The following is a 13,045-nucleotide window of genomic DNA, read 5'->3' on the forward strand; positions in this document are numbered from 1 at the left end:
CCGGCCTGAGATGCTCGGTTCAAGTCCGAGCATGACGGTGCGGTCTCACACCAGCTGCTTGCCCTTGGCGTCGATGATCTCGCCCGTGTCGCCGTCGAAATCGGGCAGGATCATCTCGTTATGGGCTTTGCCTGACGGGATCATCGGGAAGCAGTTCTCCTCCTTGGCGACGAGGCAGTCGAAGATCACGGGCTTGGGCGTCTCGATCATTTCCATGATCGCATCGTCGAGCAGCGCCGGGTCCGAGCAGCGGATGCCGTGGCCGCCATAGGCCTCGGCCAGCTTCACGAAATCGGGCAAGGACTCCGAATAGCTCTCGGAATAGCGGCCGCCATGCAGCAGTTCCTGCCACTGGCGCACCATGCCCATATACTCGTTGTTGAGGATGAAGATCTTGATCGGCAGCCGGTACTGCACCGCCGTCGACATCTCCTGCATGTTCATCAGGATCGAGGCCTCGCCGGCGACGTCGATGACCAGGGCCTTCGGGTGCTTGAGCTGCACGCCAATGGCGGCCGGCAGACCATAGCCCATCGTCCCGAGTCCGCCGGAGGTCATCCAGCGGTTCGGCTCCTGGAACTGGAGATACTGAGCCGCCCACATCTGGTGCTGGCCGACCTCGGTCGTGATGTAGGTTTCACGGTCCTTCGTCAGCGCCTGCAGCCGCTCCAGCGCGTATTGCGGCTTGATGATCGTGTCCGAGCGCTTGTAGGCGAGGCTCTTGCGACCGCGCCAGCCGTCGATCTGCGTCCACCAGGCGGCCAGCGCCGTCTTGTCGACCTGCGGAGAGGTTTCGCGCCAGACGCGAACCATATCCTCCAGCACATGGGCGCAGTCGCCGACGATCCCGATATCGACCTTGACCGTCTTGTTGATCGAGGACGGATCGATATCGACATGGATCTTCCGCGAGCGCGGCGAGAAGCCGTCCAGCCGCCCGGTGATGCGATCGTCGAAGCGCGCGCCGATATTGATCATGACGTCGCAGTCATGCATCGCGAGGTTGGCCTCGTAGGTGCCGTGCATGCCGAGCATCCCCAGCCACTGCTTGTCGGCCGCCGGAAAGGCGCCGAGACCCATCAGCGTCGAGGTGACGGGGAAGCCGGTCAGCCGCGCCAGTTCGCGCAGCAGCGCCGAGGCATGCGGGCCGGCATTGATGACGCCGCCGCCGGTGTAGAACACCGGCTTCTTGGCGCTCGCCATCAGCGCGACGGCGGCCTTGATCTTGGCGAGGTCGCCCTTGACGGTGGGGCGATAGGTCTTGTGCTGGTTGTCGCGCGGCCGGCTGTAGAGCCCGCTGGCGAACTGGATATCCTTCGGGATGTCGATGACGACCGGGCCGGGGCGGCCGTTGGACGCGACATAGAAGGCCTCGTGAAGGATGCGCGGCAGGTCCGCGATGCTCTTAACCAGATAGTTGTGCTTGGTGCAGGAGCGCGTGATGCCGACCGTGTCGCATTCCTGGAATGCGTCGGAGCCGATCAGATGGGTCGGGACCTGGCCGGTGATGACGACGAGCGGGATCGAATCCAGCAGCGCATCCGTCAGCCCGGTCACGGCGTTGGTTGCGCCAGGGCCGGAGGTGACGAGCACGCAGCCGACCTTGCCGGCCGTCGAACGGGCATAGCCCTCGGCGGCGTGGACAGCGCCCTGCTCGTGACGGACGAGGACGTGCTTGACCTTGTCCTGCTGAAACAGCGCGTCATAGATCGGCAACACGGCGCCGCCGGGATAGCCGAACAGATGTTCGACGCCCTGGTCCTGAAGCGCGCGGACGACCATTTCGGCACCGGTCATCATCTCGCTCATAACGGTCTCCTGCGGCAGCTCGGGGAAGGTGGGAAGGTCGAAAACGGGCAATAAAAAAGGCCCTCAAGGGGCCTGGACGTGCGCTGGCGTCGGGGTTGACGCGGCTCCCTGCGGAACCGGCCCCTACCAGCGCACCCCTACGATAATAAGCTTGCGCATCGCGCTTCGACCCTTTGCAGATGTTGCGGGACGCTAGCGGAGCGGGGCGGCCGGGTCAAGCGGGGCATCCGCATCTGAACGTCCCCTCTGCAACCTTTTGGCAAGCGAGTTGCTGTAGGTTAATCCGAGCTACGGACGGCTCCATGCACCACGACGTCAACCCGCGCAGCATCCTCATCCGCGCCCATGCGCCGGAGGTCCCGGTGCTGATGCGGCATTTCGAGCGGCTGGCCAGCGGACGCGCCGGCGCCCCGCATGAGGCGCTGAGAGCCCTCGCCGAAGAGGCAGCCGGCGACGACCTGATGCTGCTCTCCCCGACCGAGACCGGCGATTATCGCTACGACGCCTGCGGCCGCACCCTGCCCCGCACGACCGGGCGCGACCGCACGGGCGGCTATGTCTCCAATCTCCAGAGCGACGTCGCCGCCTTCACGATCGACTGCTACGATCATGCCCTCGCGGAAGGCGTCGCCACCTACACGCTTCACCGGACCGTGCGCTCGGCCCGCGTCGGGATCTTCGAGCGGCTGATCCTTCCGACCACCGACGCGGACGGTGGCCGCCACCTGATCGTCTTCTGCCGCCAGATGAGCTTCCGGGAGGAGTTCCTGATGCTCCTGATGGAAACCTCGCCCTTCGGAATCGTCGCGGTCGAGGCGGTGCGCGACGCGGATGCCGCGCTCACGGGGCTGAGCGTGCTGTCGGCCAACCAGCGGGCGACGACGCTCTGCGGCAGCGAGGCAGCCCTGGAACTCGGCTGCGACCTGCGCAAATCCCTGCCCTTTCTGGCGGCCGAGGAGCACTGGAACCGCCTGCGCCAGGCGGTCGAGCTTCTGCGACCCGACCAGTTCGAGGTCGCCTTTATGGCGGGGGGCCGCCAGATCTGGCTTCAGGTCTCGCTGGCCCTGCTGGGAGACGGCCTGGTGATCACGCTGTCCGACATCTCGAACCTGATGCTCGCCAACCAGTCGCTGCAGCAGCGGGCGGCTACGCTGGCCCTCGAGGTCGGCATCGAGCGCGCCACGCGCCAGGCGCTCTCCGACGAGATCGGCCTGAGGGAGGAGCGCGAGAAGGAGCTGCGCCGGCTGGCTGAGACCGACCCGCTCACCGCGCTGCTCAACCGCCGCTCCTTCACCGAACACGCCCAGACGATGCTCGGCCACGCCATGACGGCGGCCGCGCCGGTCTCGCTGCTCATTGTCGATATCGACCACTTCAAGCGGATCAACGACAGCTATGGCCATCCCGCCGGAGACGCCGTCATCCGCGCCTTTGCCGATCTGCTGCTCGGGGTCTTTGGCGCCAGGGACGCGCTGGTCGGGCGTTTCGGCGGCGAGGAGTTCGCCATTCTGATGCAGGGAAGCACGGAGGAGGCCGCCGCGGCGGCGATGCGGATGCAGCAGGCGCTGGCAGGAAAGACGCTGCCCGTTTCGGAGACGCTGGGGCTCGGGGTCACGGCCAGCTGCGGCATCGCCTCCTGGCAGGATGGCGAAACGCTCGCCGCGCTGACGAGCCGGGCAGATCAGGCGCTCTATCGCGCCAAGAGCGAGGGGCGCAACCGCATCGCCATCGCCGGATCGGATGGTCTCGCAGCCGCTGCTTAAGCGCGCAGTCGCGCCCGCGCGATGCCGAGCGCCGCATCCGGCGCGACAGCTTCCCAGCCTGCCATCTGATGGCGGAACCAGGTCACCTGCCGCTTGGCATAGGCTCGCGTATCGGCCTGGCCACGCCGGATCGCCTCATCCAGCGAAATCGCTCCGTCCAGATGGGCGATCAGCCCTGGCACGCCATGAGCCCGCATCACCGGCAGCAGCGGATCGAGACCACGGTCCTTGAGGCGCTTGACCTCGTCGAGAGCCCCCTGCGCCATCATCGCCTCGAAGCGCCGGTCGATCGCCGCGCGGACGGCCTCCCGCTCGGGGCTGACGAAGAGACGCAGCGCCTCGACACAAGCCAGCGGCCCAGGTTCGCGCGCGCCCTGGAACGCGGCGAGCGACCGCCCCGTTGCCAGATGCACCTCGATCGCCCGCATGATCCGCATCCGGTCGGAGGGGCGCAACCGTCCTGCCATCTCCGGATCGCGCCCGGCGAGTTCGGCATGCAGCGCTTCCGTCGCCATGCCCTCGGCGCGTTTGCGAAAGGCCGCGCGCACCGCCTCCGGCACCGGCGGCATGGCCGAAAACCCTTCGGTCAAAGCTTTGAAGTAGAGCCCCGTCCCGCCCACAAGGATCGGCAGTTGCCCGCTCTCACGCAACTCTGTCAGCAGCCCGGCGACCTCCGCGGCATAGCGCATCGCGGAGTAGTTCACCGCCCCGTCGACATGACCGTAGAGCCGGTGAGGCACGCTCGCCTCCTCCGCGGGCGTCGGCCTCGCCGTCAGCACCCGCAGATCGCGATAGACCTGCATCGAGTCGGCATTGACGACGACGCCGCCGAATTCGCGTGCCAGGGCCATCGCCAGCGCCGACTTGCCGCTCGCGGTCGGACCTGCGATGAGCACGGCCCTGATCCCTTCCGCTGCCCTCGTCACCCGATCCGGCCCTTCACATGCTCGTCGCGACACTGGTTTCCGCCCATGGACAGGCCCTGATCGTCGAGGCGCTGCTGCAGCGTCTTGCCGCCCTGCCCGGCGCGCTGCGCACGCAGCGCCTCGACGGCGAGATCGCGGCCGACCTCTTCGCGGAAGCCGGCGATGCACGCAAGCTCGAAGCCGAGCTGCGGCCTTTGCTGGAGGGCGCGCCGATCGACATTCTCGTCCAGCCGGCCGCGACGCGGCGCAAGGCGCTGTTCCTCGCCGACATGGACTCGACCATGATCGGCCAGGAATGCATCGACGAACTCGCCGCCTATGTCGGCCTGAAGGAGAAAGTCTCGGGCATCACCGAGCGCGCCATGCGCGGCGAGATCGCCTTCGAGCCGGCGCTGCGCGAGCGCGTCGCGCTGCTGAAGGGCGTGCCGCTTTCGGTCGTGGCCGAGATCATCCGCGAGCGCATCACGCTGACGCCGGGCGGGCGCGAACTCGTCATGACCATGCGCGGCCAGGGCGGACACACCGCCCTGGTCTCGGGCGGCTTCACCGTCTTCACCGGCCCGATCAGCGCGACCATCGGCTTCGACGAGCACCGCTCGAACACCCTGCTTGCGCAGGACGGCGTGCTGATCGGCCAGGTCGCCGATCCGATCCTCGGCAAGCAGGCCAAGCTCGACGCGCTTTTGGAACTGCGCGCGCGCCTCGGCCTTGCCCCGGCCCAGACGCTGGCGGTCGGCGATGGCGCCAACGATCTCGCCATGCTGGGTGAGGCCGGGCTCGGCGTCGCCTTCCGCGCCAAGCCGGCGGTGGCCGCCGCCGCCCATGCCCGGCTCGACCACGCCGATCTGACCGCGCTGCTCTATGCGCAGGGTTACACCGGTGCGGAGATCGTCCGCAGCTAGTCGACAATGAACAGCTTCGCGCCCGTCACGGTGCGGGAGCGATGCGCCTCGGCGCCGTCGGCGACCTGGTAGCTCATCCCCGCCTTGAGCGGCATCACCCGCCCATCCTCCAGCGTCGTCTCCATCGAGCCCTCAAGGCACAAGATGATGTGGCCCTTGGAGCACCAGTGATCGGCCTCGTAGCCGGGGCTGTACTCGACCATCCGCACCCGGATGCGGTTCTCCGCCGGGCCGAAGAACTGCACCCGCCAGATCGCCTCGCCGACATCGCCGGCATGGCGCTCGGTCGGGACCGTGGACCAGTCGGTGGTGACGAAGGGGATGTCGCTGATCTTCATCGCAGGAACTCCAGAGCCGGTCCGGCACCCTGCCATCACGGTCGGCGGGACACCAATGCCGATCGCTGATGACCGCCATCACCCCGGCGCGGGCACATGAAAAAGGGCGGCCTTTCGGCCGCCCTCGATCGCATCGCGGCGGGAGAAACCGCTCAGTTCATCGCCACGGCGACGAAGCGGACCTCGCCCTGGGCGTTGGAGACGAGCAGCAGGGCCGACTTCTTGCCCTCCTTCTTCAGCGCATCGAGGCGCTTGGTCACGTCCGCCGGCGAATTGACGGGCTCCTGGCCGATCTCGACGATGAGCTCGCCGACCTGGACGCGCTTGTCGGCGGCGTTCGAGTTCGGATCGACCTTGGTGACGATGACACCCTTGACGCCGTCCTTGATCGAATACCGCTTGCGCAGCTCTTCCGTCTGCGGCGACAACTCGAGGCCGAGCGCAGCGGTGACCGCAGGCTTGGCCGGCTCGGCCGGGGTGCGCGCCGAGGCCGGCTGGACCTTCTCGCCATCCTCGAGGCGGCCGAGCTTGACCGTCTTCACCTCTTCCTTGCCCTTGCGCATGATCGTGACCGGCACGTCCTTGCCGACCGGCGTGGCGGCGACGATGCGCGGAAGGTCGCGGGAATCCTTGACCTCCTTGCCGTCGAACTTGGTGATCACGTCGCCGACCTCGAGGCCGGCCGGCTTGCCGGGTCCCTTGTCGTCGACGCCGGCCACCAGCGCGCCGCGCGCGGCACCAAGGCCCAGTGCCTCGGCGGTCGCGTCATCGACGCTCTGGATGCGCACGCCCAGCCAGCCGCGGCGGGTCTCGCCGAACTCCTTGAGCTGGTCGACGATCGAGGTCGCGAGCGAGGACGGCACGGCGAAACCGATGCCGACCGAGCCGCCCGTCGGCGACAGGATGGCGGTGTTGATGCCGATGACCTCGCCCGCCATGTTGAACAGCGGCCCGCCCGAATTGCCCTTGTTGATGGCGGCGTCGGTCTGAATGTAGGTGTCGTAGGGGCCCTGCTGGATGTCGCGGTTGCGCGCCGAGACGATGCCCGAGGAGACCGAGCCGCCGAGGCCGAACGGGTTGCCGATCGCCATGACGGGATCACCGATCCGCATCTTGTCCGAATCGCCGAACTTCACCGCGGGCAGCGGCTTGTCGTGCTTCACGCGCAGGACGGCGAGGTCGACCTTGGCGTCCTTGCCGACCACCTCGGCCTTCAGCCGCAGGCCGCTGTTGAAGATCACGGTGATCTCGTTGGCGTCGCCGATGACGTGGTTGTTGGTGACCACGATGCCCGAGGAATCGATCACGAAGCCCGAGCCCGCGGACTGCGAACGACGCTGCTGCGGGGCCTGACCCTGGCCCTGCTGGCCCTGGCCGCGGCGGTTGAAGAACTCCTCGAACAGATCGCCGAAGGGCGTATCCGGGCCGAGCTGCGGCAATTGCGGCAGGGTGCGTCCGCGCGTGTCGCTCGTCGTCACGGCAGCGATGTTGACCACCGCCGGCATCACACGCTCGGCCAGGTCGGCCAGCGAAACCTGCCCCTGCAAAACGGGCGAAGCCGCCGTCTGCGCCGGAGCCAGCACCGGGGAGGCCAGCAACGACAGGCAGGCGGCCCCAGCGGCAAGCGCGAGGCGGCGGGAGCGCGGCGCGGAAGCTCCGGTAGCAGAGACGGGATGCATTGCCATCAGTGTCCTCGTGCAGAAGATCCGGCCGAGTCGCCCGGCTCGGAAAGCGTAGGCCCAATTGAACTGCGAAATGCGGCGGAAGGTCGACACACGATCATGCGACCATGGCCGCCGGCCATTCACCGCAATTCATCCCCGAACGAACCAGACGATCGCGACGCCCAGCACGGCCGAGGCGAGCCCGATCATGCGCATGATATCGACCGGCGTCTCGGAGGCGCTTCGCAGCGCCTCCTTAGCGAGATGGGGCACCGCTGCGAACAGAATGCCCTCGATCGCGAAGACGAGGCCCAACGCCGCAACAAAATCCCACATGCGCGGCGCGGGTCCCGTCAGGGACGGGCCGGTGCCGGCGCCGCAGCGGGCGCGGCCTGGCCTTCGGGCCGGGGCGCGTTCGGTCCGTTGAAGAACCGGAAGAACGGCGAGTCCGGCGAGAGCACCATCTTCGTATCGCCCGCCTTGATGCTCGCCTCATAGGCCTGCATCGAGCGGTAGAAGGTGAAGAACTCCTCGTCCTTGCCGAAGGCCTCGGCGAAGACGCGGTTGCGCTCGCCCTCGCCCTGGCCGCGGATCTCGTCGGACCGACGCTGCGCCTCGGCGACGATGACCGTCGACTCCCTGTCGGCGCGGGCCCGGATCTCCTGGGCCTGCTGGGCGCCGAGCGCGCGCGCTTCCGCCGCCTCGCGCTGACGCTCCGTCTGCATCCGCTGGAACACCGCGGCCGAGTTGGCGGCCGGCAGATCGACGCGGCGCAGACGAACATCGACCACCGTCATGCCGAAGCGCGCGGCTTCGCGGTTCACCTCGTCGCGGATACGGTTCATCAGCCGCGCCCGGTCATTGCGGACCATCGAGGTGAAGGAGGCCTCCGCCAGCACCGAGCGGACATTGCCGTTCACGATCGAGGCCAGCTGCGAGTTGGCGCGCGGGATGTTGTTGACCGCCTGATAGAAGCGCAGCGGATCGGAGATGCGGTAGCGCGTGAAGGCATCGACCACGAGACGCTTCTGGTCCGAGGCGATGATTTCCTGCGCCGGCAGGTCGAGATCGAGGATGCGGTTGTCGAGCAGGGTCACCTGCTCGAACGGCGCCGGCAGCTTGAAGTAGAGGCCGGGCGCGGTGACAACGCTGCGGACCGCGCCGAAGCGCAGCACGAGGGCCGACTGCGTCTGCTGGACCACGAAGGTCATGGCGTAGAAGACGACCGCCGCGACGCCGAGGACGACGAGCAGGCCGATACGGATCATGGCGCCGTTCATCGGACAGCTCCCGTCTGCGGAGCGCCCGGAGCGGGGCGCCTCTGCTGCAACTGGTCGAGCGGCAGGTAAGGCACGACGCCCTGGCCGTTCCCCCTGCTGTCGAGGATCACCTTGTCGGTGCCGCCGAGCACGCGCTCCATCGTCTCGAGGAAGAGACGCTCGCGGGTCACGGCCGGCGCCAGCTTGTACTGCTCGTAGACCGCATTGAAGCGGCTGGCCTGACCAAGCGCTTCGGCCACCGTCTGCTCCTTGAAGGCTTCGGCCGACTGGACGAGCTGCGCCGCGCGACCGCGCGATTCCGGCACGACGCGGTTGGCGTAGGTCTCGGCCTCGTTGCGCAGGCGCTCCTGGTCGGCGCGCGCGGCCTGGACGTCGCGGAAGGCGTCGATGACCTGCTGCGGCGGGTCGACCTTCTGGAGCTGGACCAGTCGGATCTGAACGCCGGCATTATAGCCGTTCAGCGTCTCCTGCATTAGCTGGCGGACCTCGGCCTCGATCGCGGCGCGGTCGGTCGTCAGCACGGGCTGGATGTTGCGCCGGCCGATGATCTCGCGCATCGCGCTCTCGGCGACGGCCTTCACCGTGCCCGGCGGGTCCTGGATGTTGAAGACGTAGTTCTCGGGCGCGGCCGGGTCGATCTGCCACTGCACGATCACGTCGATGTCGACGATGTTCTCGTCGCCGGTGAGCATCAGGCTCTCTTCGATGACGTCGGACTGGCGCGAAGCGCGCACGGATTCGACGGTGCGAAAGCCGACCTCGGTGGTGACGACATTGGTCACCTGCGGCTTGATCACGCTGCCGATCGGATAGGGCCAGTTGTAGTTCAGGCCTTCGCCGGTCTTGCCGATGAACTTGCCGAAGCGGAGATTGAGGCCGACCTCGTTCGGGCGGACGATGTACCAGCCGGTCAGGAGCCAGACCACGATCAGGGCCAGGAGGCCGAAGATCAGACCCCGCCCGCCGAGATTGCCGCCCGGCATCATGGTGCGCAGGCGGTCCTGGCTGCGGCGCAGGATGTCCTCGAGATCGGGCGGGCCACTATGGCCGCCTCCGCCGGAGCCGCCGCCACCCCAGGGGCCGCCGCCGCCACCGCCGCCGCTTCCCCCGCGCTGGCCCCAGGGTCCACCCCCGTTGCTGCCACCGCCGCTCTGGTTGCTCCAAGGCATACTCGCGCCGTTCCCTTTCTCCGCGAACCTGCCCTGCCATAGGCGATGGGCGGCCGCTTGTCAGTGCTCCCCAGCCGGAGCGGTCTGCGCTGACTTGGGCATGGGCCATGGATTCGTCAACGACGCAAGGTCTTCATCGTGAACGGAAAGCCGCTCAGGCCCGGCGGCGAAAGGTCGCGAAGGTGAAGGCATGCTCGTCATCGGGGCCAGCCGGATGGTTTTCCGGCGCATCGGCGACGAAGGCCGAGCGGTCCCATTCGGGAAACACCGCGTCGCCCGCCGGCCGGGCATGGACGAAGGTCAGCTCCAGCCGATCGGCCAGCGGCAGGACCTGACGATAGACGTCGGCCCCGCCCGCGACGGTCACGCTGTCGGCGCCCATCGCCGCCCCCACCTGCCGCGCCAGACTGAACGCCGCATCGAGATCGGCCGCCGTGCGGACACCCTCGGGGCGGAAGGCCGGATCACGCGTCAGCACGATCGTCTCCCGCCCCGGCAGGGGCTTGCCGATGGAGAGATAAGTCTTGCGCCCCATCACCACGGGACGGCCGAGCGTCAGCGAGCGGAAGCGGCGCAGATCGGTCTTCAGCCGCCAGATCAGGCGGTTGTCGTCGCCGATCACGCCATTGTCGGCGACGGCCGCGATCAGGACGAGGGGGAGAGCGGCCATCGTCTCAGCCCTGCCCCGCCAGCTGCGCCAGCGCCTCGCCGTCGAGACGCTTCACCGTCCATTCGTCCTGCGCCTTGGCGCCGAGCGAGCGATAGAACACGCGTGAGGGCTCGTTCCAGTTCAGCACCCACCAGGCCAGCCGCGGCAGCCCCTCGTCGAGACAGCGCTTCGCCAGCCCCGCCATCAGCGCCTTGCCGATGCCGTGGCCGCGAAACGGCGGATGCACGAAGAGATCTTCCAGCCAGATGCCGTGACGGCCGGAGAAGGTCGAATAGGTGTAGAACCAGACCGCGAAGCCCGCTGGCTCGCCGTTCCACTCGGCAATGTCGCAGAAGGCCTTCGGATTCTCGCCGAACAGGGCCGCTGCGATCTCGGCCTCCGTCGCGACGACCTCATGCGCCAGCCGCTCATACTCGGCGAGCGCCTTGATGAAATCGAGCACGAGGCCGGCCTCGTCGGGCCGGGCAGGACGGATGGTGAGGGTCATACCGCGATCGGCGCCTTGATCGCCGGATGCGGGTCGTAGCCCTCGATCGTCACATCCTCGAAGCGGAAATCCTCGAGCTTCGTCACCGCCGGGTTGAGCACGAGCTTCGGCAGCGGCCTGAACTCTCGCGTCAGCTGCAGCTGCGCCTGGTCGAGGTGATTCACATAAAGATGCGTGTCGCCGAAGGAGTGGACGAATTCCCCGACGCCCAAGCCGGTCACCTGCGCCACCATATGCGTCAGCAGCGCATAGCTCGCGATGTTGAAGGGCACGCCGAGGAAGACGTCGGCCGAGCGCTGGTAGAGCTGGCAGGACAGCTTTCCGTCGGCGACGAAGAACTGGAACAGGCAGTGGCAGGGCGCCAGCGCCATCTTCGGAATGTCGGCTGGATTCCAGGCCGAGACGATCAGGCGGCGCGAATCCGGATTGCGCCGGATCTCGTTCACCAGCCAGGCGATCTGATCGATCGTCTGGCCGTCCGGCGCCGGCCAGGAGCGCCACTGCCGGCCATATTCGTTAAGCCATTCGTATCGTGACATCGGTGAATACGCCATCTTCTCGATACACCCTATCACTCCGCATATTGTGACAGCTGTCTCGTCCACAGCACCACCCCGCCTGGAACACCACTGTCGTTGTCCGTCGTAGGGGGAATCAAGAAGCATGATGCTGATCGTACTGAGCGCTTATCAGATCGTCGCCCGTCCGGACGCGAGGCGGCGAACTTGCGAGAAGTGAAGCAGTCACGTACTCGCTTGCGAGACGAGGAAGGAATCCAATGAGCATCACCAGCGAGCAACGAGAAGAGATCCGGCAGACCCGTGCGACGTCCTCGCAGACGTTGCGGCCGACCGTCGCGGCGTTGGAGGAAATTCTCTACGAGCCCTTCCAGGTTCTCGACCACGGTTTTGTCCGGGTGATCGACTACATGGGCGACGACAGCGCGGTGGTGCAGGCGGCACGCGTTTCGTACGGTAGAGGCACAAAGAAAGTCAGCGAGGACCGTGGCCTCATCATGTATTTGATGAGGCATTGGCACACTACGCCTTTTGAAATGGCTGACATTAAGTTTCACGTCAAGCTACCGATATTTGTTGCCAGACAATGGATTCGCCATCGCACCGCGAGCGTAAATGAGTATTCCGCCCGCTACTCCATTCTAGATAAGGAATTCTATATTCCTGAGCAGCAGCATCTCGCAGCTCAGTCGAGCAGCAATCGACAGGGACGGGGCGAAGTCCTTGAAGGCGACGAGGCGCGCCGTGTGCTGGAGATTTTGCGCGAAGATGCTGAACGCACCTATTCGAATTATGCGTGGATGCTGAACGAACCCTCAGACGAACAGGCTCCAGACGAGGACAGGTCAGGCCTTGCGCGAGAACTCGCCCGAATGAACCTGACTCTTAACACCTATACCCAGTGGTATTGGAAGGCCAATCTCCACAACCTAATGGGCTTCCTTCGCCTACGGGCGGACCCGCACGCTCAGTACGAAATCCGCGTGTATGCGGAGGCCATGCTGGAAATCATGAGTCGGTGGGTTCCGCTTAGCCATGAAGCGTTCGTGGAACATCGCATGGGTAGCGCGTCGCTCTCACGCACCGCCATAACTGCGGTGCGGCGGATGATTGCGGGGGAGAAGCTGACGGCAGCGACAAGCGGGCTATCGCCTCGAGAATGGCGAGAACTCTGCCAGACGATGGGTATCGAACAAGTTTGATCGCGTCGTTGCATGGGGCTGCCGTCATGCCAAGCAATCGGCCCTATGGCAAATAGCTGTATGGCTGGTTGAGATGTCAGCAGGGTGCGCGTCGTGGACGAAATCCAGCAACCAGCGCGCATCGGCCTTCGCTTCGAGGAGGATGGGCACACGGGTTGTCACCGCACGCCACGTCGCTCGCCGTTTGCGCACCGTCAGGCCCACCTCATGATAGAATCGTAAGCGTCGTCCCGGCCTCACCTTTCGCGCGGGGACTGGAACGTTGATGTTCCGAGCCGAGAGGGGCTTGGACATATGACGATTTCAGAGCTTACGCT

Annotated in this window: 12 protein-coding genes and 2 pseudogenes; 3 read left to right on the forward strand and 11 right to left on the reverse strand. The window is 66.6% G+C overall.

What is annotated here, in order from left to right:
• Positions 1-45 precede the first annotated feature (45 nt).
• Complete coding sequence (locus ACFPN9_RS07005) at positions 46-1,809, reverse strand: acetolactate synthase 3 large subunit (protein WP_066734531.1); 1,764 nt, start codon at positions 1,807-1,809, stop codon at positions 46-48.
• A 302-nt stretch (positions 1,810-2,111) separates the two neighbouring features.
• On the opposite strand from ACFPN9_RS07005, the gene ACFPN9_RS07010 reads away from it, so the two are divergent.
• The gene (locus ACFPN9_RS07010; protein WP_066734522.1) at positions 2,112-3,572 is read left to right on the forward strand and encodes a GGDEF domain-containing protein; all 1,461 of its coding nucleotides are present in this window, start codon (positions 2,112-2,114) and stop codon (positions 3,570-3,572) included.
• On the opposite strand, the gene miaA is transcribed toward ACFPN9_RS07010, so the two are convergent.
• The gene (gene miaA / locus ACFPN9_RS07015) at positions 3,569-4,423 is read right to left on the reverse strand and encodes a tRNA (adenosine(37)-N6)-dimethylallyltransferase MiaA (protein WP_245282385.1); all 855 of its coding nucleotides are present in this window, start codon (positions 4,421-4,423) and stop codon (positions 3,569-3,571) included. The two genes, ACFPN9_RS07010 and miaA, sit on opposite strands and share 4 nt — an antisense overlap.
• Positions 4,424-4,515: 92 nt before the next feature.
• On the opposite strand from miaA, the gene serB reads away from it, so the two are divergent.
• The gene (gene serB / locus ACFPN9_RS07020) at positions 4,516-5,400 is read left to right on the forward strand and encodes a phosphoserine phosphatase SerB (RefSeq protein ID WP_066734517.1); all 885 of its coding nucleotides are present in this window, start codon (positions 4,516-4,518) and stop codon (positions 5,398-5,400) included.
• Here serB and ACFPN9_RS07025 read toward each other — a convergent pair.
• From ACFPN9_RS07025 to thyA, 8 genes and pseudogenes are all read right to left on the reverse strand, one after another.
• Positions 5,397-5,738: a DHCW motif cupin fold protein gene (locus ACFPN9_RS07025; protein ID WP_066734515.1), complete on the reverse strand. Its 342-nt coding sequence runs from the start codon at positions 5,736-5,738 to the stop codon at positions 5,397-5,399. The two genes, serB and ACFPN9_RS07025, sit on opposite strands and share 4 nt — an antisense overlap.
• 152 nt (positions 5,739-5,890) lie before the next feature.
• Entirely contained in the window at positions 5,891-7,417 is a 1,527-nt protein-coding gene (locus tag ACFPN9_RS07030) for a DegQ family serine endoprotease (protein WP_377816065.1), read from the reverse strand.
• Between the two features lie 135 nt (positions 7,418-7,552).
• Positions 7,553-7,738, reverse strand: a complete 186-nt coding sequence (locus tag ACFPN9_RS07035) for a DUF2065 domain-containing protein (RefSeq protein ID WP_066734511.1) — start codon at positions 7,736-7,738, stop codon at positions 7,553-7,555.
• 17 nt (positions 7,739-7,755) lie between these two features.
• Complete coding sequence (hflC, locus tag ACFPN9_RS07040; protein ID WP_066734507.1) at positions 7,756-8,682, reverse strand: protease modulator HflC; 927 nt, start codon at positions 8,680-8,682, stop codon at positions 7,756-7,758.
• Positions 8,679-9,851 (reverse strand): FtsH protease activity modulator HflK, encoded by a 1,173-nt coding sequence (hflK, locus tag ACFPN9_RS07045; RefSeq protein ID WP_066734505.1) that lies wholly within the window; start codon positions 9,849-9,851, stop codon positions 8,679-8,681. Before hflK ends, hflC begins: the two co-directional genes overlap by 4 nt.
• A gap of 154 nt (positions 9,852-10,005) precedes the next feature.
• On the reverse strand, positions 10,006-10,521 hold the full coding sequence (locus ACFPN9_RS07050; RefSeq protein ID WP_066734503.1) for a dihydrofolate reductase: 516 nt from the start codon (positions 10,519-10,521) through the stop codon (positions 10,006-10,008).
• 4 nt (positions 10,522-10,525) lie between these two features.
• The gene (locus tag ACFPN9_RS07055) at positions 10,526-11,008 is read right to left on the reverse strand and encodes a GNAT family N-acetyltransferase (RefSeq protein ID WP_066734501.1); all 483 of its coding nucleotides are present in this window, start codon (positions 11,006-11,008) and stop codon (positions 10,526-10,528) included.
• Positions 11,005-11,520 (reverse strand): annotated as a pseudogene (gene thyA / locus ACFPN9_RS07060) (thymidylate synthase); the annotation flags it as partial. The pseudogene thyA and the gene ACFPN9_RS07055, both read right to left, overlap by 4 nt.
• 266 nt (positions 11,521-11,786) lie before the next feature.
• Between thyA and thyX the strand changes: the two are divergent.
• Positions 11,787-12,728: an FAD-dependent thymidylate synthase gene (gene thyX / locus ACFPN9_RS07065; RefSeq protein ID WP_066734499.1), complete on the forward strand. Its 942-nt coding sequence runs from the start codon at positions 11,787-11,789 to the stop codon at positions 12,726-12,728.
• Between the two features lie 90 nt (positions 12,729-12,818).
• Here the strand turns inward: thyX and ACFPN9_RS07070 are convergent.
• Positions 12,819-12,956 (reverse strand): annotated as a pseudogene (locus ACFPN9_RS07070) (IS3 family transposase); the annotation flags it as partial.
• Positions 12,957-13,045: the final 89 nt, after the last annotated feature.

Source organism: Allobosea massiliensis (genome assembly GCF_042655245.1).
Taxonomy (GTDB): Bacteria; Pseudomonadota; Alphaproteobacteria; order Rhizobiales; family Beijerinckiaceae; genus Allobosea; species Allobosea massiliensis.

Bases quoted from the DNA above. Each gene is read 5' to 3' on its own strand.
- thyX (WP_066734499.1), top strand. From the start codon at position 11,787: ATGAGCATCACCAGCGAGCAACGAGAAGAGATCCGGCAGACCCGTGCG.
- ACFPN9_RS07005 (WP_066734531.1), bottom strand. From the start codon at position 1,809: ATGAGCGAGATGATGACCGGTGCCGAAATGGTCGTCCGCGCGCTTCAG.
- ACFPN9_RS07035 (WP_066734511.1), bottom strand. From the start codon at position 7,738: ATGTGGGATTTTGTTGCGGCGTTGGGCCTCGTCTTCGCGATCGAGGGC.
- serB (WP_066734517.1), top strand. From the start codon at position 4,516: ATGCTCGTCGCGACACTGGTTTCCGCCCATGGACAGGCCCTGATCGTC.
- hflC (WP_066734507.1), bottom strand. From the start codon at position 8,682: ATGAACGGCGCCATGATCCGTATCGGCCTGCTCGTCGTCCTCGGCGTC.
- ACFPN9_RS07025 (WP_066734515.1), bottom strand. From the start codon at position 5,738: ATGAAGATCAGCGACATCCCCTTCGTCACCACCGACTGGTCCACGGTC.
- miaA (WP_245282385.1), bottom strand. From the start codon at position 4,423: ATGGCCCTGGCACGCGAATTCGGCGGCGTCGTCGTCAATGCCGACTCG.
- ACFPN9_RS07055 (WP_066734501.1), bottom strand. From the start codon at position 11,008: ATGACCCTCACCATCCGTCCTGCCCGGCCCGACGAGGCCGGCCTCGTG.
- ACFPN9_RS07010 (WP_066734522.1), top strand. From the start codon at position 2,112: ATGCACCACGACGTCAACCCGCGCAGCATCCTCATCCGCGCCCATGCG.
- hflK (WP_066734505.1), bottom strand. From the start codon at position 9,851: ATGCCTTGGAGCAACCAGAGCGGCGGTGGCAGCAACGGGGGTGGACCC.
- ACFPN9_RS07030 (WP_377816065.1), bottom strand. From the start codon at position 7,417: ATGCATCCCGTCTCTGCTACCGGAGCTTCCGCGCCGCGCTCCCGCCGC.
- ACFPN9_RS07050 (WP_066734503.1), bottom strand. From the start codon at position 10,521: ATGGCCGCTCTCCCCCTCGTCCTGATCGCGGCCGTCGCCGACAATGGC.